General features: G+C 55.9%; 16 protein-coding genes and 3 pseudogenes. 8 read left to right on the top strand and 11 right to left on the bottom strand.

What is annotated here, in order from left to right; genetic code table 11:
• Nucleotides 1–64: 64 nt before the first annotated feature.
• Nucleotides 65–1,054 (top strand): DUF389 domain-containing protein, encoded by a 990-nt coding sequence (locus JTM80_RS16625; protein ID WP_172358940.1) that lies wholly within the window; start codon nucleotides 65–67, stop codon nucleotides 1,052–1,054.
• A gap of 60 nt (nucleotides 1,055–1,114) precedes the next feature.
• Here JTM80_RS16625 and JTM80_RS16620 read toward each other — a convergent pair whose 3' ends face one another.
• From JTM80_RS16620 to JTM80_RS16610, 3 genes are all read right to left on the bottom strand, one after another.
• Complete coding sequence (locus JTM80_RS16620; protein ID WP_172356400.1) at nucleotides 1,115–1,642, bottom strand: DUF456 domain-containing protein; 528 nt, start codon at nucleotides 1,640–1,642, stop codon at nucleotides 1,115–1,117.
• A gap of 67 nt (nucleotides 1,643–1,709) precedes the next feature.
• The gene (locus tag JTM80_RS16615; RefSeq protein WP_172356402.1) at nucleotides 1,710–2,084 is read right to left on the bottom strand and encodes a hypothetical protein; all 375 of its coding nucleotides are present in this window, start codon (nucleotides 2,082–2,084) and stop codon (nucleotides 1,710–1,712) included.
• A gap of 340 nt (nucleotides 2,085–2,424) precedes the next feature.
• A complete protein-coding gene (locus JTM80_RS16610) occupies nucleotides 2,425–3,336 on the bottom strand; it encodes a MoxR family ATPase (RefSeq protein WP_172356404.1) in 912 nt (303 codons plus the stop codon).
• A gap of 170 nt (nucleotides 3,337–3,506) precedes the next feature.
• On the opposite strand from JTM80_RS16610, the gene JTM80_RS16605 reads away from it, so the two are divergent.
• From JTM80_RS16605 to JTM80_RS16590, 4 genes are all read left to right on the top strand, one after another.
• Nucleotides 3,507–4,535, top strand: a complete 1,029-nt coding sequence (locus JTM80_RS16605; RefSeq protein ID WP_172356408.1) for a M28 family peptidase — start codon at nucleotides 3,507–3,509, stop codon at nucleotides 4,533–4,535.
• 9 nt (nucleotides 4,536–4,544) lie between these two features.
• Nucleotides 4,545–5,684 carry an aldo/keto reductase gene (locus JTM80_RS16600; RefSeq protein WP_172356410.1) on the top strand — a complete coding sequence of 380 codons (1,140 nt, stop codon included), beginning with the start codon at nucleotides 4,545–4,547 and terminating at the stop codon, nucleotides 5,682–5,684.
• A 77-nt stretch (nucleotides 5,685–5,761) separates the two neighbouring features.
• On the top strand, nucleotides 5,762–6,505 hold the full coding sequence (locus tag JTM80_RS16595; protein WP_172356412.1) for a hypothetical protein: 744 nt from the start codon (nucleotides 5,762–5,764) through the stop codon (nucleotides 6,503–6,505).
• Nucleotides 6,506–6,854: 349 nt separating this feature from the next.
• Complete coding sequence (locus JTM80_RS16590; protein ID WP_172356414.1) at nucleotides 6,855–8,186, top strand: ferrochelatase; 1,332 nt, start codon at nucleotides 6,855–6,857, stop codon at nucleotides 8,184–8,186.
• A gap of 12 nt (nucleotides 8,187–8,198) precedes the next feature.
• Here JTM80_RS16590 and JTM80_RS16585 read toward each other — a convergent pair whose 3' ends face one another.
• Together JTM80_RS16585 and JTM80_RS16580 are read right to left on the bottom strand one after the other, a co-directional pair.
• Nucleotides 8,199–8,768: a GNAT family N-acetyltransferase gene (locus JTM80_RS16585; RefSeq protein ID WP_205369870.1), complete on the bottom strand. Its 570-nt coding sequence runs from the start codon at nucleotides 8,766–8,768 to the stop codon at nucleotides 8,199–8,201.
• Nucleotides 8,768–9,580 carry a class I SAM-dependent methyltransferase gene (locus tag JTM80_RS16580; protein WP_205369868.1) on the bottom strand — a complete coding sequence of 271 codons (813 nt, stop codon included), beginning with the start codon at nucleotides 9,578–9,580 and terminating at the stop codon, nucleotides 8,768–8,770. The genes JTM80_RS16585 and JTM80_RS16580 overlap by 1 nt, the downstream gene beginning before the upstream one ends.
• Nucleotides 9,581–9,671: 91 nt before the next feature.
• On the opposite strand from JTM80_RS16580, the gene JTM80_RS16575 reads away from it, so the two are divergent.
• Both JTM80_RS16575 and JTM80_RS16570 read left to right on the top strand, forming a co-directional pair.
• The gene (locus JTM80_RS16575) at nucleotides 9,672–10,640 is read left to right on the top strand and encodes a DUF362 domain-containing protein (RefSeq protein WP_172356416.1); all 969 of its coding nucleotides are present in this window, start codon (nucleotides 9,672–9,674) and stop codon (nucleotides 10,638–10,640) included.
• Between the two features lie 7 nt (nucleotides 10,641–10,647).
• Nucleotides 10,648–10,809, top strand: coding sequence for a hypothetical protein (locus tag JTM80_RS16570; protein WP_172356417.1), 162 nt, complete (start codon nucleotides 10,648–10,650; stop codon nucleotides 10,807–10,809).
• Here the strand turns inward: JTM80_RS16570 and JTM80_RS16565 are convergent.
• The 6 genes and pseudogenes from JTM80_RS16565 to JTM80_RS16540 form a co-directional block, all read right to left on the bottom strand.
• A protein-coding gene (locus JTM80_RS16565) for an IS630 family transposase (RefSeq protein ID WP_205369865.1) occupies nucleotides 10,791–11,745 on the bottom strand; the annotation gives its coding sequence in 2 pieces (ribosomal slippage) (nucleotides 10,791–11,403 and nucleotides 11,402–11,745; 957 coding nt in all). The genes JTM80_RS16570 and JTM80_RS16565 overlap by 19 nt on opposite strands.
• A gap of 41 nt (nucleotides 11,746–11,786) precedes the next feature.
• A pseudogene (locus JTM80_RS16560) lies at nucleotides 11,787–12,760 on the bottom strand (transposase).
• A 397-nt stretch (nucleotides 12,761–13,157) separates the two neighbouring features.
• On the bottom strand, nucleotides 13,158–14,471 hold the full coding sequence (locus tag JTM80_RS16555) for an NF041680 family putative transposase (RefSeq protein ID WP_205369863.1): 1,314 nt from the start codon (nucleotides 14,469–14,471) through the stop codon (nucleotides 13,158–13,160).
• 92 nt (nucleotides 14,472–14,563) lie between these two features.
• Nucleotides 14,564–15,193, bottom strand: a pseudogene (locus JTM80_RS16550) (SDR family NAD(P)-dependent oxidoreductase); the annotation flags it as partial.
• Nucleotides 15,194–15,340: 147 nt separating this feature from the next.
• Complete coding sequence (gene rpe / locus JTM80_RS16545) at nucleotides 15,341–16,048, bottom strand: ribulose-phosphate 3-epimerase (protein WP_172358967.1); 708 nt, start codon at nucleotides 16,046–16,048, stop codon at nucleotides 15,341–15,343.
• A gap of 304 nt (nucleotides 16,049–16,352) precedes the next feature.
• Nucleotides 16,353–17,665: pseudogene (locus tag JTM80_RS16540) on the bottom strand (NF041680 family putative transposase).
• A 1,200-nt stretch (nucleotides 17,666–18,865) separates the two neighbouring features.
• Here JTM80_RS16540 and JTM80_RS16535 point away from each other — a divergent pair.
• Nucleotides 18,866–23,785 carry a substrate-binding domain-containing protein gene (locus JTM80_RS16535; protein WP_205369859.1) on the top strand — a complete coding sequence of 1,640 codons (4,920 nt, stop codon included), beginning with the start codon at nucleotides 18,866–18,868 and terminating at the stop codon, nucleotides 23,783–23,785.
• Nucleotides 23,786–23,803 lie beyond the last annotated feature (18 nt).

Genomic DNA, 23,803 nt, shown 5'->3' with positions numbered 1-23,803 from the left:
ACCATCTGCTTGCATCGCTCAGCAGGGAGGAGGAACGATGAGGCGAAGACGGATAGCGCTATTCATGGCGAACTTTTGGGAGACGGTGAAAACGCTCCAGCGGGGGCGGATCAACCTCTCGGAACTGGAGCGCCTGCACAGCGACATGCTGAGCGAGTCCGTTGCGGATACGCCCTACTTGGTGCTGGTCGTCACATCCTGCGCGATCGCCACCTTTGGGCTGCTGTCCAACAGCGCGGCTGTGATCATCGGCGCAATGATTATCGCTCCCCTGATGTCACCAATTCGGGCGCTGGCCTTTGGGGCGCTGGAGGGGAACATTCTGCTGGTGCGGCGAGCGGCTGCGTCGGTTTTGCTGGGAACGCTGCTGGCCATGGCGATCGCCTGGCTATTGGGGCGCGTTGTGGGCATTGCCAGCTTCGGCAGCGAGGTGCTGGCCCGCTCCAGCCCCAACCTGCTGGATCTGGGGGTGGCCGTGGCGGCTGGCGGGGTGAGCGGCTACGCCAAGATCAATCCCAAAGTGTCGGCCTCGCTGCCCGGAACGGCGATCGCCGTCGCACTCATGCCGCCCGTTTGCGTGATTGGGCTAGGCCTCTCCCAGGGCGACTGGCATCTCAGCCTGGGGGCGACGCTGCTCTATCTCACCAACCTGTTGGGGATTACGCTGTCCTGCATGTTGACCTTTTTGCTAGCGGGCTATACGCCTATCGAACAGGCGCAAAGAGCTTTGCTGTGGGCCTTCACCTTTACCGGGCTGTTGCTGATTCCGCTGGGGGTCAGCTTTGTGCAAATGGTGCAGCAAAACCAGCTTGAGACCGCCCTAAAACGGGCGCTGCTGACGCGCACAGAAACCTTTCAGCGCGTGCAATTGGTCGATAGCGACATCAACTGGTATACTCAGCCGCCAGAGGTACGGCTGACGGTGAGGAGCCGAGAACCTGTCACCCCGCGCCAGGTGGAACTGCTGGAAGAATTTGTGAGCCGAGAGTTGGGACGACCCATGACGCTGATTCTGTCCGTCAGCCAAGTCGAAGAAGTGCGGCGCGAACCCTAGAGGCACACGCTGTATTTCTTCCAACCAATATCAGGACTCTCTTCTAACCAATAGCCAAGATCAGGCAGCGCCCGGAACTGCTGTCACAGTGGGCAGCGTCGTCCACAGGAAAACCGCAAAGGTGGCGATCGCCAGAATGAACTGCATCAGCCGCCCAATCAGCGACCCCACCACAATCCCCAAACCGGCCTTAATCGCCAGCCTCAGGTTTCTGCGAAACAGAAGCTCACCCAAAATTGCGCCCACAATCGGCCCGATAATCAGCCCCAAAAACGGGCCACCAAAGGGGAGCGCAGGCAGCAGCCCAAACAAGCCCAGCAGCAGCCCCACCACTGCACCAATTTGCCCCCACTTGCTAGCGCCAGCTTTTTTCGCGCCCAAGTAGGTGGCCAGAAAATCGACCCCCGTGCCCACCAGTAGGCACACCACTGCCACCGTCAGGGGAATGCCCAGGCCGGTAAATCCATTGACAAGTCCCCAAACGGCGATCGCCAGCGCAATCAGCCCAATTCCCGGAATCGCAGGCGCAATGGAACCGATCACGCCCACCAGCATCACCGCAACAAGAATCCAGTAGAGGTAGACCATGTTTAGGGGTTAAGGAATAGAGGTTTGGCGTAGAGGTCGAGATACGATCTTTAGCCACTCCTTCACTTTAGCCAAAAGAGTCCAGATCGAGCGCCTTAGAGCCGCCACGCTCCAGTTGCTCCAGCAGTCGTGCCAGTTGAGTCCACACCAGCAGTCCAGTCAGAACCGTCAGCGGAATGGCAACCGCGTAGGCCAACTTGGTGGGAAACCCAAAAATTTCCAGCCCCGCCGCCAGAAAGAAGCACACGCCGCCGGAAATTCCTAAAAACGGCACCAAAAGCTGCGGCCCCTGCATATTTGCCAGCGTGCGGGTCGAGCGGTTTTTGTCCCATTCGTTGACTTGCTGCTTGAGGGTTGCCGAAAAGGCCGCACCCGATGCCAGCCCCGCCAACAGCCCCGCCACAAACAAAAAATACGGAGCGCTTGAGTAGTAGTACGGCACAACGGACTCCTTCAGTGCAGATTCAGAGGATGAAACGGAAAAACCAAAAAGAAAATATTCCTTAACATCAATCTAGCCGGAATCGGCACCCTTGGGCGCACTGGTAGGGAGATTTGGGTGACGGGGTGATTTGGGTGACAGGCGAAAGGGACGGAAAGATCGAAAACCGAAAACCAGAACCCCTTCCCTCTTCCCTCTTCCCTCTTCCCTCTTCCCTCTTCGTTCTTCCCTCTTCCCTCTTCGTTCTTCCCTCTTCCCTCTTCCCTCTTCCCTCTTCGTTCTTCGTTCTTCATTTCTCCTTCTTCCTCCCTCCACCATTCCAACCCTCCCCTTATCGCTGCTACGGAATCGCCACCGTGTGCAGCAGACGATCGACGATTAGCCGTGCTTTGCGTCCGCCTGCGGGAATCAGGCGATGAGCCAGCACGAACGGGGCCAGATACTTCACGTCGTCGGGGATGGCGTAGTCGCGTCCTTCCAAAAAGGCGATCGCTTGCACGGCCCGATGCAGCGCCACCGTCCCCCGTGGACTCACGCCCAGCAAAATCTCCTCATCCTGCCGCGTCGCCCGCACCAAGCTCAGCATATACTGCTGTAAATGCGGCTCTACATGCACCGCCGCACACTTCTGTCGTAGCGCCTGCACCTCCTCTAGCGACAGGCAGGGGCGCAGCGCTTCGGTGGGCACACTACCACCATCTAGCCGCTGCAACATCTGCAATTCTTCTAGCTCCGTCGGATAGCCCAGGCTCAGCGAGAGGGCAAAGCGATCCATCTGGGCTTCGGGCAGCGGGAAGGTGCCCTGATATTCCACCGGGTTTTGCGTGGCGATGACAAAGAAGGGCGTGGGCACGCGGCGCGACACGCCATCCACCGTCACCTGCTGTTCTTCCATCACTTCTAGCAGAGCAGACTGGGTGCGGGGCGTGGCGCGGTTAATTTCGTCGGCCAGCACCACGTTGGCAAACACGGGCCCCGGCATAAACACAAACTCGCCGCTGCGGGGATTCCAGATATTCGTCCCGGTGACATCCGACGGCAGCAGGTCGGGCGTGCATTGCAGCCGCTGAAACTGGCCGTCGATCGATCGCGCCAGGGACTTGGCTAGCAGCGTTTTGCCCACCCCCGGCACGTCCTCCAGCAGCGCGTGGCCGCCCGAAAACAGCGCCACCAGCACCAGCCGAATCGCCTCCGATTTGCCGACGATGGTGCGTCCCAAATTTTCTACAAGCTGTTCGATGCGGTCTCTCATGATAGGGTGGCGCGGAGTTGCGAAACGCTTTGCTCCATCATGGCAGCGATCGCCCGCAATCGGGCCAGGAATTCTGCGGGTTTTGCCCAAGACTGCCGCGATTTCCCAAGGCCCGGCAATGGCGCTAGGATGATTGGGGATTCATTTTGCAAAACGCTGAACCGTTCACCATGCGAATTCGACGGCGTTGGGTGGGGCTGTGGCTGGCGATCGCGCTGCTGGTAGGGCTAGTAGCGGGGCTGCTGCCAGCGGGGTTTCTGGGGGAATCGCACTCCCGCCCACAGCCCATCGCTTTGCGACCAGCCCTGTCTACGCCTGACATCAACCCCGAACGGCTCTTGAGAGATGTGCAGGCGCTCAGCTTTGTGCGATACGAAGCGGGCGATCGCCAGCGAGCAGCAGAATATATCGAGCGATCGCTGACCGCAGCGGGCTGGCAGGTAGCGCGTCAGCCCTTCGGCGCAGGCGAAATCGCTGGAGAGAACCTGATCGCCACCCGCCCAGACGCGCCGCCGGATCGTCCCAAACTGCTGCTGGCGGCCCACTACGACACGGTAAAGAATTCCCCCGGAGCCGACGACAATGCGACGGCTGTAGCAACCGTGCTGGAAGCGGCCCGGCTGCTCGACCCGCAGGACGCGCCCGCCCGCCTGGAACTGGTGCTGTTTGACCGGGAAGAGGCGGGGCTGGAGGGCAGCGAGGCGTTTGTGGCGGAGGCGGCGCGGCGGCAGGGGGTGCGGGGCGCGGTGGTGATGGACATGATCGGCTATGGCTGCGACGTGGCGGGCTGCCAGTCCTATCCGGCGATGCTGCCGATCGCCCCACCGACGGATCGGGGCAATTTTCTGGCGGTGCTTGGCGATTTGCAACACAATCCCTACGGGCATCGCCCCCCGCTCATCCAGGCGTTTCACCAGATTGCCGATACCCCGTCTGCCGCCGTCCCCCCCGTCCTCAGCCTGGCCGTGCCGCTGCTGGGCGACCTCACTCCCGACCTCCTCCGCAGCGACCACACCCCCTTCTGGAAAGCGGGCATCAGCGCAGTGCTGCTCACCGACACCGCCAACTTCCGCAATCCCCACTATCACCAGCCCAGCGACACCCCCGACACGCTCAATACAGCGTTTTTCCTCGGTTCGGCGCGGCTGGTAGTGAAGACAGTAGACTGGCTCCTGCATGAGGGCGACTCGCAAGCGTAACTCGCAGCCATGCACTATCGCCGCTTTGGGAAAACCCATCTGCATCTGTCTGTCTTCTCGCTGGGGACGATGCGCTATCTGGCCTCGGCAGAAACGGCGCGGCAGACGGTGGAGCGGGCGATCGCCCTCGGCATCAACCACATCGAAACGGCGCGGGGCTATGGCAACAGCGAAATCTTTCTGGGCAAGGCGCTGGCGGGGCTGCGGCGGGAAGAGCGGGCAAAGCGGGAAGATCTGATCATCACCACAAAGCTGCCACCCACCATCGATGCTGATGCAATGGCGCGGGGCATTGACGAATCGCTGGCGCGGCTAGGGCTGGACTATATAGACTGCTTGGCGATTCATGGGGTGAATACGGCAGAACATCTGGCAATGTTGACGGTGGAAAGGGGCTGCATGGCGGCGGTGCGGGCGGCGATCGCCGATGGGCGTGTGCGGTGGGTGGGCTTTTCGACGCATGGGCCGCTGGATGTGATTTTGGGGGCGATCGCCACCGACCAGTTCCAGTTTGTGAACTTGCACTACAACTGGTTGTTCCAGCGCAACGCAGCCGCAGTTGAACTGGCGCACCAAAAGGACATGGGTGTGTTCATCATTTCCCCAGCGGACAAAGGCGGCCTGCTCTACACGCCGCCAGAACGATTGGACACGCTATGCCACCCCCAATCGCCGCTGCACCTGGGCTATCGCTGGCTACTCAGCGACCCGCGCATCACCACCCTCAGCCTGGGCGCAGCCAGACCAGAGGAACTGGATTGGCCCCTGGAAATGGCAGACCAAACGCACCCGCTCACAGACACAGAGGTAGAGATTTTGGAACGGCTGCGATCGCACCAATCTGCCGTCTTGGGAACCGACCAATGCAACCAGTGCTATGCCTGCCTGCCCTGCCCCGAAGACATCCATATTCCCGAAGTGCTGCGGCTGAGAAACCTGGCAGTGGCCTACGACATGACCCAATACGGCACCTACCGCTACGGTATGTTTGAAAACGCGGGACACTGGTTTCCTGGTCGCCGGGGCGATCGCTGCACCGACTGTGGCGACTGCCTGCCGCGATGTCCCGAAGCACTAGACATTCCCACTCTGCTGCGCGATGCCCATCGCCGCCTGGGCGGATCGCCGCGTCGCCGCCTCTGGGGTTAATGCCTCCGTCGCAAAAATTTGCCGCTCAGATCCCAGCAAGGCTAGCTTGGAAGCGTAGTGATTGTGGAGGGAAAAGCATGACCGATGAACGACTTGCCAGGTTTGGCTCAGGGCGATCGCTGTATTTGGCAGACCAGCTCGACCGACACGGGATTTGCCTGGAGCAGCGCAATGGCGAAACCGTCCTGCTTGACCCGCTGGGCACGCGGGTAGGGATCAAACCTACCGTGCAAGCCCTCGTCGGTGGGCTTGTGATGCTGATTGGGCTGGGGATGCTGGGGCAGGCGATCACGGGAACTAGACCCGGATGGACTGGCTTGTTGCTGCGGGGATTGTTTTTCGTCTTGGGGCCGATCGCCCTGCTGGGCGGCATTGGGATAATTCGGCGCATGATTCTTCAGCTTCAGGCGACCCGGCGGGCAGAACCCGCTGAGCTTCGGGTTTCGCCCTATCCCCTCCATCCCGGCGATTGGGTAACCGTGACATTTTCTCGCCGCTTCAAAACCCCGTCGGGCAGCAACCCCGGCAAAGTTTCGGCAATGGCCTTTGGACTGGACGTGCAGAAAGATACTACCGATGAGACATCAACTTATCGCGCTTCACCCTTCTGGATCGAAAATCTACCTGACAAAGACCTGCCCTCTGGGCTGATGCAGGTTGAACACACCTGGCAGTTTTGCCTGCCACCCGACGCGGTTCCCACAATCGAGGAGAAGACTGGCTATGGGCGGCACTGGGTCGCCTGGGGTGTTGACGTTCGGATAGAGATTAAGGGCTTTTTGAGTAGCGAATCTGCATTTTTCTTTCGGGTGGAGCCGTAAATGGTTCGGCAATACCGTCCGGGAGAGGGCGTTCGGGTGAGGGCAGTTTGGGGTCAGTCCTAATTCATATTTAGCTATTCAGCTTAGAACTTACGCAGTTGGACAATTTCTCGCGATCTGCGACCGCGAGAAATTGTCCAAAATCCAGAAATCCTGTTGCAAGTGCGTAAATCCTGTCGCTATTCAGCAACGCTGATCGTCGCAGCGGTAAAATGTTAGAGATTGCAGGAAAAAAATGCCCATACCCGGTAGGGGGATGCTAGGCTATGGAGGATGCTGGGAACCGCTTCAATGTATCCCTGTATTCCTTATCACATTGCCCCCATACGTTAACTGGTAGGTGTATCGCGTGGTTGCTACTCCCGAACGACTTGAGCAAACTCCCACCGAGCTTTCCCCCGGCGTGGCCCCGTCCAGCCGAGTGGCGGTGTTGCTGATGGGCTACGGCGAGGTCGAGAGCTACGAAGACTTCGCCAATTACAACGAGCAGGCGCTGAACCTGCTGACGGCAAAATTTGCCCCCGTTCCCACATGGATCTATCCGCCGCTGGCCAAGCTGCTGGCCGTGTTTGACCTACACGAGTGGCAGCATCAGCACGATCACTTTATCTCGCCGCACAACGCCATCTTTGAGCAGCAGCGGGCGGGTATCGAGGCGCGGCTGAAGGAAAAATGGGGCGATCGCATCAAGGTCTTCAAGGCGTTCAACTTTTGCGCCCCGTTTTTACCGGAGCAAGTGCTGGCGCAAATCCAGGCAGAGGGATTCGACAAGCTGCTAATTTATCCACTACTGGTGGTGGACTCAATCTTTACCAGTGGCATTGCAGTGGAGCAGGTTAACAAAGCCCTGGCGAAAACCTTTGTTGGCTCCGAGCATTGGCTCAAAGGCACGCGCTACATTCCCTCCTTCTACAACGAGCCAGAATACATCGACCTGATGGCGCGGCTGGTCGAAGACAAGATTCACGCTGACCTAGCGGTGGCGCACCTGCCGTCACAGACGGGCATTGTGCTGATGAATCACGGCTGCCCTCACAAGGCCAAGGGCTTTACCTCCGGCATTGACGAAAGTCAGGCGCTCTATGAGCGGGTGCGCGAAAAGCTGATTCACCGCTATCCGCTGATTTCCGTGGGCTGGCTGAATCACCAAACACCGCTAATCGAGTGGACCCAGCCCAATGCCGAACTGGCTGCCAGAAACCTAATCGACTTGGGCGCAACGGCGCTGGTGTTCATGCCCATTGGCTTTGCCACCGAAAACCACGAAACCTTGCTGGATGTGGATCACATCATCCACGGGCTGCGTCGCCGCCATCCCGAAGTGACCTGCGTGCAGATGCCCTGCGTCAATGACCACCCTGACTTTCTGCAAATGGCAGCAGACTGGGCTGATGGGCAGATTGCTGACTTGCTGGAGGCAGAGGCGCTGGCGGTGAATCCATCGCTGGCGATCGCCCTGGCCCAGTCCTATGCAGATCACTATCACCACGAGCATTCCCAAGGACATTCCCACGGACATTCTCACGGACATTCCCACAGGCATTCCCACGGGCATTCCCACGGACATTCCCACTCGCATGATTCTGGACATGCTCACCCGCCTGAGCATCGTTATGCCCACGGACATACGCATAACCATTCCCACCAGCCTTCCCACGGTGAGCATTCTCACAGGCATTGAGTAGGTACGACTTCAGGTCAGGAAATCCTGCACTAGCCGTTTTGCCATGAGGATGTCGGGCTTGCCGGGCCCGTTGACATCGGGCAGCACACCGACAATCTGAAAGCCCATCTTTTGATAGAACTCGTAGGGGTGGTTGCCGGGATTGCGAATTTGGGCGATGTGCTGAAATGGGTCAGAGTAGAGGTCAACCCCAAACAGGCTGGTTTGACCCAGTTCGTCGTCTGTGCCCAGATACAGGGTGTGGACACCCTGCGCCGCGGCTTGTTGTTCTAGGTCTTGTACGAGCGATCGCCCGACACCCCGCCCGCGCCAGTTGCGCTGCACCACTAGCGGATGTAGCTCCCAAGCAGAACCGCCATACTGGGCGATCGCCCCAATCCAGCCAATCACTTCACCCGTCAGCAATACGGCAATCCGGCTGAGGCGATCGCCCTCTAGCGATTCCTCCACCTCTGCCACCGCAGACGGCATATCGCGCCAGCCATGCTCCATCTGGCCAAAGGCATCCACCAGCATTGCTGCCAATTGCTGAATCGTGTCGGGTTCATCGGGCTGCAAATCGCGGATGTGCCAGTGCATTATGCAGGTTTTTGAAAGATCATAAAGTGCTGCTGCGGCAAAAAGCCCTTGGTTTCTCGCCAGACCAACCCCACCGCTTGCATTTCCTGCTTTACCTGGCGCTGGGTCATTTTATGTAGCCCTTTGATAGAGATGAAGGGATTTTCGCCGCGATATTCCACCAGCGCCACGCGGCCGCCCGGTTTCAGCGCCTTGAAAATGGCTTCCATCATCTCGCGGGGATATTCAAACTCGTGGTAAGCATCGACCATCAGCGCTAGGTCAATGCTGTCTGGCGCAAGCTGGGGATTATCCGGCTCGCCCAGCACGGGTTCCACGTTGTCGGCAGGTGTGCCCGCTTCTGCGGCCTCCTGCTTAAAGAATTCAAGAATATCGATCATCTCTGGCTGGATGTCTACTGCCAGCACCTTGCCTTGGGGCACTAGGGGACTTAGGCGAAAGCTGAAATAGCCCGTGCCTGCGCCGATATCGGCAACCACATCGGTTGGCTTTAGGTTGAGGGCGGGCAGCACTTTGTCGGGCTGCTCTTGGATCGATCGCCCCGGCCGCTCCAGCCACGCCGCCCCCTGATGCCCCATCACCTGCGCGATTTCTCGCCCCATGTAAAATTTGCCAATGCCGTCGGGATTGTGCAGCACGCGATATTCGTAAAATTCCGTATTGGGCGGCGGCGGGTCGAGCGTTAGCACGGGCGCAAGATCCTGAGCGCGGGTGGGAGAAATTCCGCAGAACCAGAGCAGGCAGGCGAGGGCGATCGCCAGAAGACGGCGGTAGGGCATGGGGCGACGAGGGATAGAGTGGGTCTTCTCCATTATTTCCGGTGGGACGGGTGAGCGGCTACTCGTTTGGGCGAGATGGTGCAAAATCAAGATAGTTTTTCAACCTTGCGTTAGGTCTTGCGTTATGTCTACAGTCAGCCTGCTGCAGGCCACCAGCTACGAACATGAATCGCTGCGCCAAGCCCTGCAAACCCTGCTGGAACCCCTGGGCGGCATGGGGGCGTTCGTGAAACCGGGCGATCGCGTCTTGCTCAAGCCAAACCTGCTGACGGGGGCACGACCGAAAAAGGAATGCGTAACGCGCTGGGAACTGGTCTACGTTGTCGCGCAACTGGTGCAAGAAGCAGGCGGCAAGCCGTTTTTGGGCGACAGTCCCGCCTTTGGCAGTGCGCGGGGGGTGGCGATCGCCAATGGCTATCAGCCGCTAATCGACGAGCTAAATTTGCCGATTGTGGAATGGAACGGCCGCCGCTACGAAACCGTGAGCGAGAATTTCAACCACCTGCTGCTGTGCAAAGAGGCAATGGAAGCAGATGTGGTGATCAATTTGCCCAAGGTGAAGTCACACATGCAACTGACGCTGACGCTGGGTGTGAAGAATTTATTTGGCTGCGTCCCTGGCAAAATGAAAGCCTGGTGGCACATGGAGGCAGGCAAAGACAGCCGCCGCTTTGGGGAAATGCTGGTCGAAACTGCGCGGGCGATCGCCCCCAACCTCACCATTGCCGACGGCATCATTGGCCACGAAGGCAACGGCCCCAGCGGCGGCGAACCGAGGATGCTGGGCGTGCTGGCTGCGTCGGCAGATGTCTTTGCGTGCGATCGCGCTCTCGTCGATATCCTCCAGGTCAATCCAGACCAAGTGCCCACGGTTGCCGCCTCCCAGCGGATGGGGCTATGTCCGTCGCTACAGCAAATCAATTTTCCGCTTTGCCAACCCGCCGACCTGCGAATCGAAAACTGGAAACTCTCCGATCGCCTCATGCCGATTGACTTCGGAATGCCCCGCGTGATCAAGTCCACCTTCCGCCATCTCTACATCCGCTTCATCAAGGAGCCGATGACGGCCTACGCACGACGGCAGGAAACCTGAGTGTGGGATGAGTCCGGGCAATCGCCCTTCATCTCCTTGTACCCGTACCTTTCGGCGATCGCCCTCATCTGGCAGCACCGACCCCTTTGGGCGATCGCCCCTCGGATACCTTTTGGGACGTTGCACACTGACCGAAGTCTATAGCGTTTTTCATTCTGGCGAGGCATAGTAACAGCAATGGGAGAACCAATTCTGTAGGTCATTCAATGACACTTGGGAGAAGGACTCCTCAATGGCTTTGTCTAGATCAAGATAGCTCCGTGCCCCAAGGGAGCGCAGAATACTCTTAATCTTTGAAAAGCAATTCTCGATGGGTGAAAAGTCCGGCGAGTACGGCGGTAGAAACATCAGTTTAGCACCTGCATCCTCAATCAACCTCCTAACTTCTTCACCAAGATGAATCGAGCAGTTATCCATGATGACACATGCCCCTTTCCACAACTTAGGAACGAGTCTCTGGGAAATGAAGGCTTCAAAGGTAAGTCCATCGACTGAACCGATGAGATTGGAATAGGTAATTACCTTTTTAAGGCTAATTGCACCAAGAATCGAGACCCGTTTCCCTCGTTTGCTGGGACGCTTACCATGGGCTCGTTTTCCTTTCGGGGCACGTGCCCGGAGTCGAGCCAAAGCCAGGTTCACTCCTGATTCGTCAATAAAGATTAAGTCTTGAGCCAGGAATCCTCGAACCAGTTGCCAAAATTTGACTCGTTCGATTTGCACCCGTTCAGTTTCCTTTTTGTCGGGATACAGCGTTTTTTTTAAGGGTTAAGTTCAGTTTCTCTAACATACGAAACATCGTCGAAACGCCAATCCAAACACCGACCCTTTGTTCCAGCAAGTCACACAACTCTGCCAATGTCGCGTCATGATTTGATTCAGCAATCGTTTTTAGGATCTCTAGTTGCTCATTACTTAATTTGGTTGGCGTTTGCTCAGTGCGGCGTTTGGGGGCAATCTCACCTGTTTCCCGATATTGTTTGATCAGCTTTCGCACGAAACTGTAAGCAACTCGAAATTGTTGAGCGATTTGACGTTGCGACGTATTCCCTTCAATGTAGACATCAATAATTTTTTGTCTAAGATCTAGTGAGTAGGGTCGCATTCAGAAGTGTTGAATTGAGACATAAAACTTTACATTCAACCCTACGAAGCTCCTACGAGTGTCTCTGGCAGCAGATCGTAGCTCCAATGGACAATCGAACAACGACGACTCAATTCAAGTTGCAAATAGCGCAACTTATCTAGTAATTGATGACCATAAAACTCTGGAATTTCTATCAATTGCAGAATCAGATAGGCAATCAACACCATGTAGATTTGAATGGTGACTCCATTGACACTCTTAGAGATTAGTTTATCTAGCTTCAAGTGCATCTTTAGAAACTTCCACAGCACTTCTATCTGCCACCGATGGCGATAGACTTCACTAATCTCTTCATTCGTCATCAGTTCTACATTGGTCGCCAGCCGAAACTCCGTTTGGCTCTCTAAGTCACAAAACCAAACCACTCGATATCGCTCATGCTCAAACTCGGTCTTCATCGTGTTCTTAAGGCGGACAACAAAGCGAGTCTGATCCTGGCTTAATTGGTCAAGGAAATCCCAACTGGCAAAGCCTCTATCCATGACGCCGATGGCATCTTCAGGAATCATTCCTGTCACTCTGTCAGCAAATTTTGCGTCATGTCCTTGACCAAAATGAATCAGGCATTCACTGGGATTACCTTGCGTTAAGTTGACTCCATTAAGCAATTTGACTTGATGATAGCCTTGCATCCAGAACAACTTGCTTGTCAATGTGATGACCGTTGAATCAATGGGAAACAGCATCTGTGCTGTCGCTGGATTTTTTGTTTTAGCTGTCTTATGAGCTCAGCGTAGATGCGACAAAAGTGTTCATCCTGTCGAGTCTTGCAGGCTTTAGAAAAGGTGGAAATATCAACCTTGATTCCTGCTTTGTTGAGACGATAAAACAGGCTTCTCATGCTCGTTAAACCCTGGTCTAAAACGAAGGTCAACCAGATTTCAAAGAATAAGCGAGAGTTCAAAACAGGATAGTTATGTGGGCACAACTGCTTGAGTATCGGTTTGACAAGCGCAGGAAATGACACTAGCATCTTAAACATTGTTTTTGTTTGCTGGGGGCTAGAATACAATATTCTGCCCCCATTTTTTGTATGTTGAGCTATCTTTCAACACTTCTGGGTCGCATTTGAGTTAAGGGTAAAGTAAATTCACTGAATAGATTATATCAAAATACGCCTCACTAGGCTAGAAATTGCTATATCGCTACCCAACTTCTGCGGCTGACCCGGAAGCGGCTGGGAGTGTTCGGCTTGACCCAGATCTCGAAGAACCCAGCCTCTGCAATTGGGGGGCGAATCGCTTACCCAACCGGAAGCTTTAGTTTGGACTAACTGGCATCACAATAATGCTCAACAGGATGCCATAAAGAATCTGCTCAACCGTTCATAACAGTTGAACTTAAGGAATTGGATACAATCCTGCTCGCAGTTAAGCTGCTGTTGCAACCGGACTGTTCAGGGATTGTTCGGATGTCTTGCGTTTCGAGGCTCGTTTTTTGACCATCGGATAGCAGGGACGAGGAGTTGGCTTGTGCCCCTTGCCTCGTCCTGGCGATTTACCACGAGGTTTAGGCGCAGGAGCAGGGGTGCCAATCGCTGCCAAAATGCCTGCAAACGCTTGTGCGACCCGACCCGGAGTCAACGTTTCTTGCGGTGCCTGCCAGGGCAAGGGGTGGTCAGTACAGTCCTTTCGCGCTAACCACAACTGCCAACTGAGCAACGGCATCAGGCTGCTCCACTGTTCGGTTGCCGATACAGAACTGAACTGGGGATGTGTCCAATATAGCCTCTGCTTGGCAAAGCGATACCAGTGTTCAATGGCAAAGCGACAGAGGTAGTGCAACCACAGGGTTTCTAACGGAGGCATCTGCTCACCCAGCCAAACTAACCACAAAGGAGCCAAGCGTCGCGTGCTGCTCTGTGTCTCCAGCACCTCCACGCGCAACACTTCCATTGCCCGTTTGGGGGATTTGCGGAAATGGTATGCACTCCAACGACTGACCCGCACTCGTCCCCAGTTGGGATCATCGACTTCAACGGTTTCGACCGGGACACTCCAAGTGTCAGGGTCATTGAGTTTCATCTTATGTCCATGCTTGGCAGGTGCGCCTCGCCCTCGATACGCTGGGGGCGCGCCATAGACACATCGATTGGATGTAACCCGCAGCAGCAAGTCTGCCTCAATCCCTGCCGTTTGGTTGACAAAACTGGCATTGCCGTACCCTCGGTCGTAGATCGCCAACGGACGCACCGCTAACTGCCGAGTCACTTGTTTGAGTTGGAATGCCGCTTTACTGGCGGGTGTTTCAAAGCTGGTGATGCGCTCATGCCGCAATGGTAATGCCCAACTGCCCCTGTCTTCAGCAATCCAGGCTAAGGTACTGTAGTTTTGTCCGGCTATCGGGGCATGTCCTGTTCTGCCTGATAAGGTGCGGTCTTTCAAACGCCTGGCAGCAGGACGGTTCCACCGACTCGCATCACCTGCCAACAACGGTTGCTGCTGAGTCGGTATCTGCTGCACCAACAGCTTCAGCACCTTTGAGCGGGGTAGGCGGCTATCGCGCAACGCTTCATAGGGGCTCGACCACTGGCGACGAAAGACAGGACTCTGCGATAGCCTCACAAACGACACGATGCACGCACTCACTAACACGGCATCCATCAGATCAAACAGGGCATCTCTGGCGTTTCCCAAGCTGGCATACAACGTTTGGCGAAATTGCTGAAGTTCGTTGAAAATCATGGGGTCAATGTTGGTTGTACTTCATTGACCTTACGGCAGTCGGTGCTTCTCATTGACTGCCTTCCTCTTCACCATTAGTCCAAACTAAAGTGGTATACCTTGCGAGCGCGATCGCCATCTCCATGAAACCGCACCTCGCTAAACTCGGTTTCCACCATGCCCGGATCAATCGAGGTAATTCGCACAGCGGTTCCCAATAAATCCAGCTTGAGGCACTCCGTCAGGCTTTTGACGGCGGCCTTCGTGGCACAATACACATTGCCGCCGGGATAGGGCTGGTGTCCGGCGATGGAGCCGATGTTGATCACATGGCCGCGATCGCGCTGCACCATCCCAGGGAGAATCGCCCGCGTAACGTAGAGCAACCCCTTCACGTTGGTGTCGATCATTTCTTCCCAGTCTTGCACCTGGCCTTCGTGGAGCTTGTCTAGCCCCCGGCTTAGCCCTGCATTGTTCACCAAAATATCGACCGCCGCCCAGTCTTTGGGCAGTGCGCTCAGCGTAGACTCGACCCTGGGGCGATCGCCCACATCCAGTTGCAGCAGCAGCGTCTCCGTTCCAAACTGGGTCTTGAGCGCGGCTGCTAGCTCCTCTAGCCGCTCCAATCGCCGCGCTACCAGAATGAGCCGCGCCCCTGCCTCCGCAAAAAAATGGGCACAAGCCGCACCAATGCCGCTGCTTGCACCCGTAATCAGAACAATTTGGTTTTGGATAGAAGCCATTGGAGGGGTCAGGTTTTAGGAATCCGGATTCATCCTATCACCCGCCCCGGCTTTCCCTTGCCGGAACCCTCGCTCGTAAGCCTAAGCCGTGATCCTAAGCCGTGATCCTAAGCCGTGATCCCCAGCCATGCTCCTAAGCCGCTGCTCCTAAGCCGTTGCCAGGGCAGGCTCTGGACGCTTGCTGTGGCGAATGCCTTCGATGGCTTCGGCATAGTCCTTCGCGCCGAAGACCGCAGACCCGGCCACGATTGCGTTTGCGCCTGCTTCCAGCACTTGCCAGGTGTTGTTCACCTTCAGCCCACCATCGACTTCGATCCAGGGGTCGAGGCCGCGCTCGGCGCACATTTCGCGCAGCTTGCGGATCTTGGGCACCACTGCCGGAATGAAGCTCTGGCCGCCAAAACCGGGGTTGACGCTCATAATCAGCACCAGGTCGCACACCTCCAGCACATACTCAATCAGCGTCAGCGGCGTAGACGGATTCAGCACCACTCCGGCCTGCTTGCCCAGTTCCTTAATCTGGCAGAGGGTGCGGTGCAGGTGGGGAGAGGCATTGTGTTCGGCGTGGACGGAGATAATGTCGGCTCCGGCTTTGGCGAAATCTGCCACGTATTTTTCTGGCTCCACAATCATCAGATGCACGTCCAGCGGCTTTTGGGTGTAGGGACGAATCGCGTCTACGATCAGCGGGCCGATGGTGATGTTGGGGACAAAGCGACCGTCCATCACGTCTACGTGAATCCAGTCGGCTCCGGCCTGGTCAACCGCTTTGATTTCATCACCCAGGCGACTGAAGTCGGCAGATAAAATCGACGGGGCAATGACGATGGGCTTTTGTGAAGTAGGCAGGGTCATGGCGGCGGGTTCTCCTGGGTTTGATTTGGTATCAATTTTAACAAAGCTCATCCATCAGTCCAGACCCTTTGCAAAGAGGTTCAGGGACAATTCTTAAGGCTTTATAAAAAAGCTGTCTACAAGAAGCTTTATACAAAATGGAGAGTCGCGCAACTGCTCATCGAGAAATTTTCTGAGAAACTTTCTGAGAACTTTAGTTTGGACTAACTGGCATCACAATAATGCTCAACAGGATGCCATAAAGAATCTGCTCAACCGTTCATAACAGTTGAACTTAAGGAATTGGATACAATCCTGCTCGCAGTTAAGCTGCTGTTGCAACCGGACTGTTCAGGGATTGTTCGGATGTCTTGCGTTTCGAGGCTCGTTTTTTGACCATCGGATAGCAGGGACGAGGAGTTGGCTTGTGCCCCTTGCCTCGTCCTGGCGATTTACCACGAGGTTTAGGCGCAGGAGCAGGGGTGCCAATCGCTGCCAAAATGCCTGCAAACGCTTGTGCGACCCGACCCGGAGTCAACGTTTCTTGCGGTGCCTGCCAGGGCAAGGGGTGGTCAGTACAGTCCTTTCGCGCTAACCACAACTGCCAACTGAGCAACGGCATCAGGCTGCTCCACTGTTCGGTTGCCGATACAGAACTGAACTGGGGATGTGTCCAATATAGCCTCTGCTTGGCAAAGCGATACCAGTGTTCAATGGCAAAGCGACAGAGGTAGTGCAACCACAGGGTTTCTAACGGAGGCATCTGCTCACCCAGCCAAACTAACCACAAAGGAGCCAAGCGTCGCGTGCTGCTCTGTGTCTCCAGCACCTCCACGCGCAACACTTCCATTGCCCGTTTGGGGATTTGCGGAAATGGTATGCACTCCAACGACTGACCCGCACTCGTCCCCAGTTGGGATCATCGACTTCAACGGTTTCGACCGGGACACTCCAAGTGTCAGGGTCATTGAGTTTCATCTTATGTCCATGCTTGGCAGGTGCGCCTCGCCCTCGATACGCTGGGGGCGCGCCATAGACACATCGATTGGATGTAACCCGCAGCAGCAAGTCTGCCTCAATCCCTGCCGTTTGGTTGACAAAACTGGCATTGCCGTACCCTCGGTCGTAGATCGCCAACGGACGCACCGCTAACTGCCGAGTCACTTGTTTGAGTTGGAATGCCGCTTTACTGGCGGGTGTTTCAAAGCTGGTGATGCGCTCATGCCGCAATGGTAATGCCCAACTGCCCCTGTCTTCAGCAATCCAGGCTAAGGTACTGTAGTTTTGTCCGGCTATCGGGGCATGTCCTGTTCTGCCTGATAAGGTGCGGTCTTTCAAACGCCTGGCAGCAGGACGGTTCCACCGACTCGCATCACCTGCCAACAACGGTTGCTGCTGAGTCGGTATCTGCTGCACCAACAGCTTCAGCACCTTTGATCGGGGTAGGCGGCTATCGCGCAACGCTTCATAGGGGCTCGACCACTGGCGACGAAAGACAGGACTCTGCGATAGCCTCACAAACGACACGATGCACGCACTCACTAACACGGCATCCATCAGATCAAACAGGGCATCTCTGGCGTTTCCCAAGCTGGCATACAACGTTTGGCGAAATTGCTGAAGTTCGTTGAAAATCATGGGGTCAATGTTGGTTGTACTTCATTGACCTTACGGCAGTCGGTGCTTCTCATTGACTGCCTTCCTCTTCACCATTAGTCCAAACTAAAGATAATGCGAGTGAACAGGCGTTGCGCTGGAGTGTAATCTTTCGCAAGGTGACCAACGGATTCCGCTCAGACTGGGGAGCAGAGTTATTCGCTCAGGTGCGTTCGCTGGTCAATACCTGACTGCCTGACACAAGTGGGCAAAAGGCTTGAGAGCTAATTTATGAAGCAAATCTTAAGAAGCCTGAAACTCTTGGCATGTGTGGCTTTGAGGTCATGTTTGCCCAGGAAAAGCGGTTTCTCGGAAATCCTTGATTAACAAGGCTTTCAGGCTCCTTTACAAATTAGCTCTGAAATCTCGTGAAGGTGGGTAGGAAAGGGTGAGCTGACATGAGACGCTGAAATTTGCATATCTCCAGAGTCCTGAACGATGTCATCTCAAAATCGGTCTCCGCTGGCTCAAGGGGGCGGTCAACCAAGGGCGGCCACTATCACCGATTGCCCTCTTTAGCGTTGACCCTGAACCCTGTTTTGCTTCTAAACAAGCTGAGGCCAAGCATTATGACCTTATCTGGTTCTCTAGAATCCAATCCATGCGCTGCTAGTATCCCCTTGGGAGGCTGCCTAAAGATGTGTCAGGCGGTCAGGGTGTACACAATAGCCTAGACAGCGCGACCCATGAAGCTGCTAAAAATAGCTGAAAGTCTTGCGGCATATCAAGTTAAATCAGCTAAACCAACAATTAACCCAACATTCTAAAATCGCCAATCTAAAATCGTCAGTCTAAACTTTAGAACTGACATTGCTTCCTCATTATGCCGGGTGGAGGGATCATTCCACCAGTTGCACACAAAAACGCGCTGCAAACTTTGGAATTGCTTAAGGCACATGGGCATCGCTTGTGTTCTGTACAACTGACGCAAATCAGGCATCTGGACTATTTCTAAAGGGATGGCGCTGCGCCGACGTAACGCTTAGGTTTTTGTTCGCGGCAGCGTTGTAGCGGGTTGAGTTGGGTTGGCGTTCCGTGAGCATTCAGATAGCCCGCACTGCACGGTTTTATTCACCTTTCGCCAGTATCCTCCTCATGTCAAAAAATTTTGGTTTTTGGATAGACCGTTTTGCTTCGGCTGGTCTGGCTGCGTCGGGTCTTTTGCTCGTGCTGCTGGGAATTATGCCTGCTAATGCAGCAGATTTGCAAACTGTGGCTTCAAAACCTGCAACGCTCATTCGCATTGACGGGGCCCGCGATCTGCTGTCGCTGAATCGGGCGCTCAAGCAGCAACTCGAAGCAGAATCGCCCGACCTCACGGTGGAAGTGCAGTCCAATGGAACGGATGCAGGGCTGGCAGCGCTGAAGCGAGGTGAGGTGGATTTGGTGGCAGTGGGGCGATCGCTCACGCCAGACGAACTCGCCCAAGGCTTCAAAACGCTATGGCTGGATCAGGCGCAAATTGCAGTCATCGTGAGCGAGGATAATCCTTTTAAGGGACATCTGACGGTGCAGCAGTTCGAGCAAATCCTGCGCGGTGATATCACCAACTGGACGCAGGTGGGCGGGCCCGATCGCCCGATTCGCCTGATCGATCGCCCACCCACTAGCGAAACGCGGGCGGCCTTGCAGCAGTATGGACTCGTGCCGCCGGATGCGTTGCCAGAGACCGTGAACCGGGTGCTGCTGAAAACCGACGACACGGCCGAGGTCATCGCCAAGCTTGGGAAAGATGGGATTGGCTATGCGATCGCCAGCCAGTTGACCCAGCAGACCAAAGCCCGCGTGGTGAAGCTGGCGGTTCCCCAAGAGGTCTTGCCGATGGATGCGCGGTATCCGCTGGAGCAGGTGGGGGCGATCGCCTATCGACCCGGTTCTCCCGCAGCAGCCGTGGCGCAAAACCTGACCACATCGCCTGATGGGCAAGCGCTGCTGAGCGAGGCAAAACGGGCGATCGCGCTGGAGGCGGGCAAACGCAAAACCGTGGCGATCGCGCCTGGCGAGGTGGTTCCCGGCGGGCGCGGCATTGGCTCTTTGCTGAAGTGGGTGCTGCTGCCGCTGCTGGTGCTGGGCGGGCTGCTGACGCTGGTGCAGGCGGTGCTGGCGCGGCAGGCTCGTCAGCGAAATCAAGCGTTGTCTGCGGCGGAGCAGGCCGTGTCTTTGGGGCGATCGCCAGACTCTACCCCAACTCGCCCAGCGGCGACGGCTGCCAAAACCAGAACCAATAGCGCCCAAGTTCGTATCCCAAACGACACCGCCTGGACTTCCGTATCGGACGCAGTGGTAATTGAGGGGTCAGATGTTGAACTAGAGCCTGAATCAACAGAGGAGCAGAGCGATGATACGGGCGTTCCACAGACTGATGATCAATCGGAAAGCATCGATTCTAAATTTGGCACCGTAGAGCTTCTAGGTTCAGAATCAAATCTCGAACCTGAGAGCGAACTATTCCTGGAATCAAATACTGATACGAAAGCGACAGACATTGACACGGTTGATGCCGAAGCAATTGATGCTGAAGCGATTGATGCCGAAGTGACTCATGAGATAGAGGATAAACCAGAGCCGGAATCTGAAGCCATTACCGAGACGAACGTGGAGCTTCCAGCAGAAAATACGCTGCCCGCAGAGGGCGATCGCCCTTTGCTGGTAGCTGAGCCGGAACGCATGGAGGAACGTGAAAATGAGTCTAATACGCCTGTAGATGAACCCACAGGAGAATTCACGGCAGAGGACGTTCAAACCGCTCTGGTGACTGGACTGGCCCTTTCACAAGCATTGACGGGCGAACCCAAACAGACACCATCGCTCATAGAAACGCTCCGGTCAGAAAAGCAAACATTGGAACTAGAAATCGAGACGCTGCGATCGCGCTTGCAGGATGCCGACACCCGACGATCTGAGCTAGAAGCAGCGTTGGAAACTGCACACGCAGAACAGTCCGACCGCACGGCTGACCTGGATGAACTGCGCCAAACGCTGGCAGGCGTTATTCAAGAAAAAGATAGCTACTGGCAGGCTTTGAGCGGCTTTTATGCGGCGTTTGTGGGCGAATCGCTGAACCCTGGAGAGCGAGTCGATTTCGCCCAGCTTCGTCCCCAGATTGAGCATCGTCAGGCAGATCTGGCGGCATTGCACGATCAGCTTGAAACAAGCCAGCGCGAACGAGAGGCGATCGCCGCCGATCTGGAAGCCGCAAGCGCAGAGCTGCGCCAGGTGAACGCCGAGCGGAATGAACTGACGAATCAGATTGTCTTGCTTCAGCGAGAGCTAGAAGCACAGCGAAATTCAGAAACGGCTGCTGAAGAAGAAACACAGAGTCTTCAAGCTTTGTTGCAGTCAGCGCAAGCAGAGAAGACGGATCTAGACGTGCAGCTAGATAATCTGCGATCGCAGTTTGAACGTATTCAAGCTGAAAGAAATGACGTAGAGGGAGAACTAATATCGCTGCGATCGCGGCTCACAGAACTGGAAGGCTTGGAGACAGAACTGCGAACGGAACTGGAAACCGCGCGATCGCAAACTGAAAACGCTGAAGCAGCCGTTTCTGAAACGGAAAACGCCTTGTTGGCATTGCGCTTAGAGCTTGACGCTGAGAAGGCAACCCGAAGCGAGTTGGACGCAGAAGTGACGCTGCTGCGGGCCAGCGTGGCGGAATCAACCCGTGTTCGGGCAGAAGAGGAAGCCGCGCGGGCAGAACTCTTGTCGGAAGCCAACGCGCTGACAGCCGAGCGGGATGCGCTTGGGGATGAGCTTGCGACCTTTCGCACTCGTGTAGAAGACCTTCAGAGAGAACTGGAGGCAGCACAAGATGCCCATGCAGCAGAGCTTGTGACCCTGAGGGCCCAGTTGGATGCGTTCGTTGAGGAACAAACGGCCGCCCAGCAAGCCACAGCCGCAGACCTGGAAGACCTGCAAGCCCGGTTAAACCATCTCATAGAGGAACGTGATGCGCTGGATTTAGAGCTGGCCACTGTCCGCTCTCAGCTTTCGGATGCCACTGCCGCAGGCGAAACAGGGGCGCAAGAATTAACGGAATTGCGAACTCAATTAGAGGCGATCGCCGCTGAGCGAGAAGCAGTTATCTTACAACTTGCGACGCTGCAAACTCGGTTTGACGAAACCGTGCAGGAGCGCGACGCATTGGCAGCAAACTTGGCTGATCTCAACACCCAGGTAGCAGACAAAACGGCTGCACAGGAAACGCTAGAATCCGAACTGGCGGCTCTGCGAACGCAGTTCGGCAACGTCACGGAAGAACGCGATGAATTCATAACTCAGCTTGATGAGTTGCAAGCCCATCTCGATAAGATTGCTGAACAGCGCTCTGCGTTTGAAGCTGAACTGACTGCACTACGTCCCCAGATGCAGAATCTAACCGCTGAACGGGATGCATTTGAGGCAGAAATTGTACAGCTCCAGGCACAGCTAGACGAAATGACCCAAGAGCGCGATCGCCGTGAAGCCGAGCTATCCACGCTGCACTCTCAGATAAACGACATCACCCTGGAAAAGGATACATTTGAGGCAGAGATCGCTACACTCCGCGCACGGCTGGATGAACTTGAGCAGGAACGCAATACCTTTGAAGCAGATTTAACCGCGCTACAGGTTCAGTTCGATGAGTTTGAAAGCGGACGAGAAGCGCTGGAATCAGAAGTGAACACGCTGCGGACTCAGCTAAAAGAGGTTCGGGATGAGGCACAAGGTGCAAAGGTTGCTCTAGAGTCAGAACTGGGAGTGCTGCGAGAACAACTGGCTCAAGTAACGCAGGAACGAAATGAGTTTGAGGCTGAGCTAGCTTCTGCACAGACACATCAGGAGGAGATTGTTCAAGAACACGATCAGGAACGTCTTGCGCTGCAAGAACGGATTGCCACCTTACAAGAGCATCTCGCGACGGCGAACAGCGATCGCACGACAATTGAAACAGAACTGGTCGCTCTTCGCACACAACTAGAGGATACCGAAGCAGAATGGCGATCGCGCGTCCAGACGCTTGAGGCCGAGTCCGAAACGCTTCGACAGGCGCAGGCAGAAACCCAGGCTCAGCGAGAAGCGCTTCAGGCAGAACGGGATACCCTCACGGCACAGCTTGCTGAGGTGCGCTTGCAGCTAGAGGCTTTGCCGCTGGCGCTGACGGCGGAGACTGGTGCGACAGGGGCTAGGACGACAGGGGCTAGGGTGACAGGGGCGATCGCCCTCTCAGACGCAGACACATCCAGCATCGCCACTGAATCGCCAGATCGCGAAGTTGTTCAGGCAACCGGACAGATTGCCGATATTCGGCGCGACCCGTTGCGCGATATCAACGGCATCGGCCCAATTTATGAACAAAAGCTGTTCAATGCAGGCATCTACACCTTTGCGGATTTGGCAGCGCTCACGCCAGCGCAGGTGCAAGAGATCATTCGTCCGGCCGCGTGGCAGCAGATTTTTCCCGCCCTGTGGATCGAGGAAGCGGCGCGGTTTGCTCAGGGCGTAGACATTCCCGCAGACACCGATCATGACCCGCTGCGCGACATCAATGGCATCGGCCCGGTGTATGAACAGAAGCTATTCGATGGTGGCATTTTCACCTTTGGGGATTTGGCCACTGCAACACCAGAGCAGTTGCAAACCCTGATTCAGCCGGAAAGCTGGCAGCGGTTTGATCCGGAGGCGTGGATTGCCGAAGCGCAGATGATTAGTGGGCGATCGCCCGCCTCCATCCCGGCAGAGGTACCCCGCGACCCGCTGTATGAAATTAATGGCATCGGCCCGGTTTACGAGCAGAAGCTGTTTGCGGCTGGAATTACCACCTTTGCAGCATTGGCGGAAGCCTCTGAGGCACAGATTCTAGACATCATTCAGCCCGCATCCTGGCAGCGCATTTTCCCCAATTTGTGGATTGAGGAAGCACGAGAGCGATCGCGCCAGCCAGACCAGTCCCAGCCAGACCAGACAGCTTCTAGCAAATCCGCTGAAACCCCTGCTGTTGAAACTACTCCCCAGGCAGAGCCGCCAGCCGCTAGCCCGTCTGCGAAGTCCTCTAGCAGCCCTACATCCAAGTTCACGTCATCCCGGAAAAAGCCGCCCAGCAAGCGGGGCAAACGCCGTTAAAGCGCCGTTATAAAGCAT

Source organism: Thermoleptolyngbya sp. PKUAC-SCTB121 (genome assembly GCF_016919485.1).
Classification (GTDB): Bacteria; Cyanobacteriota; Cyanobacteriia; order Elainellales; family Elainellaceae; genus Thermoleptolyngbya; species Thermoleptolyngbya sichuanensis.
This window is presented reverse-complemented; position numbering and strand designations above follow the sequence as displayed.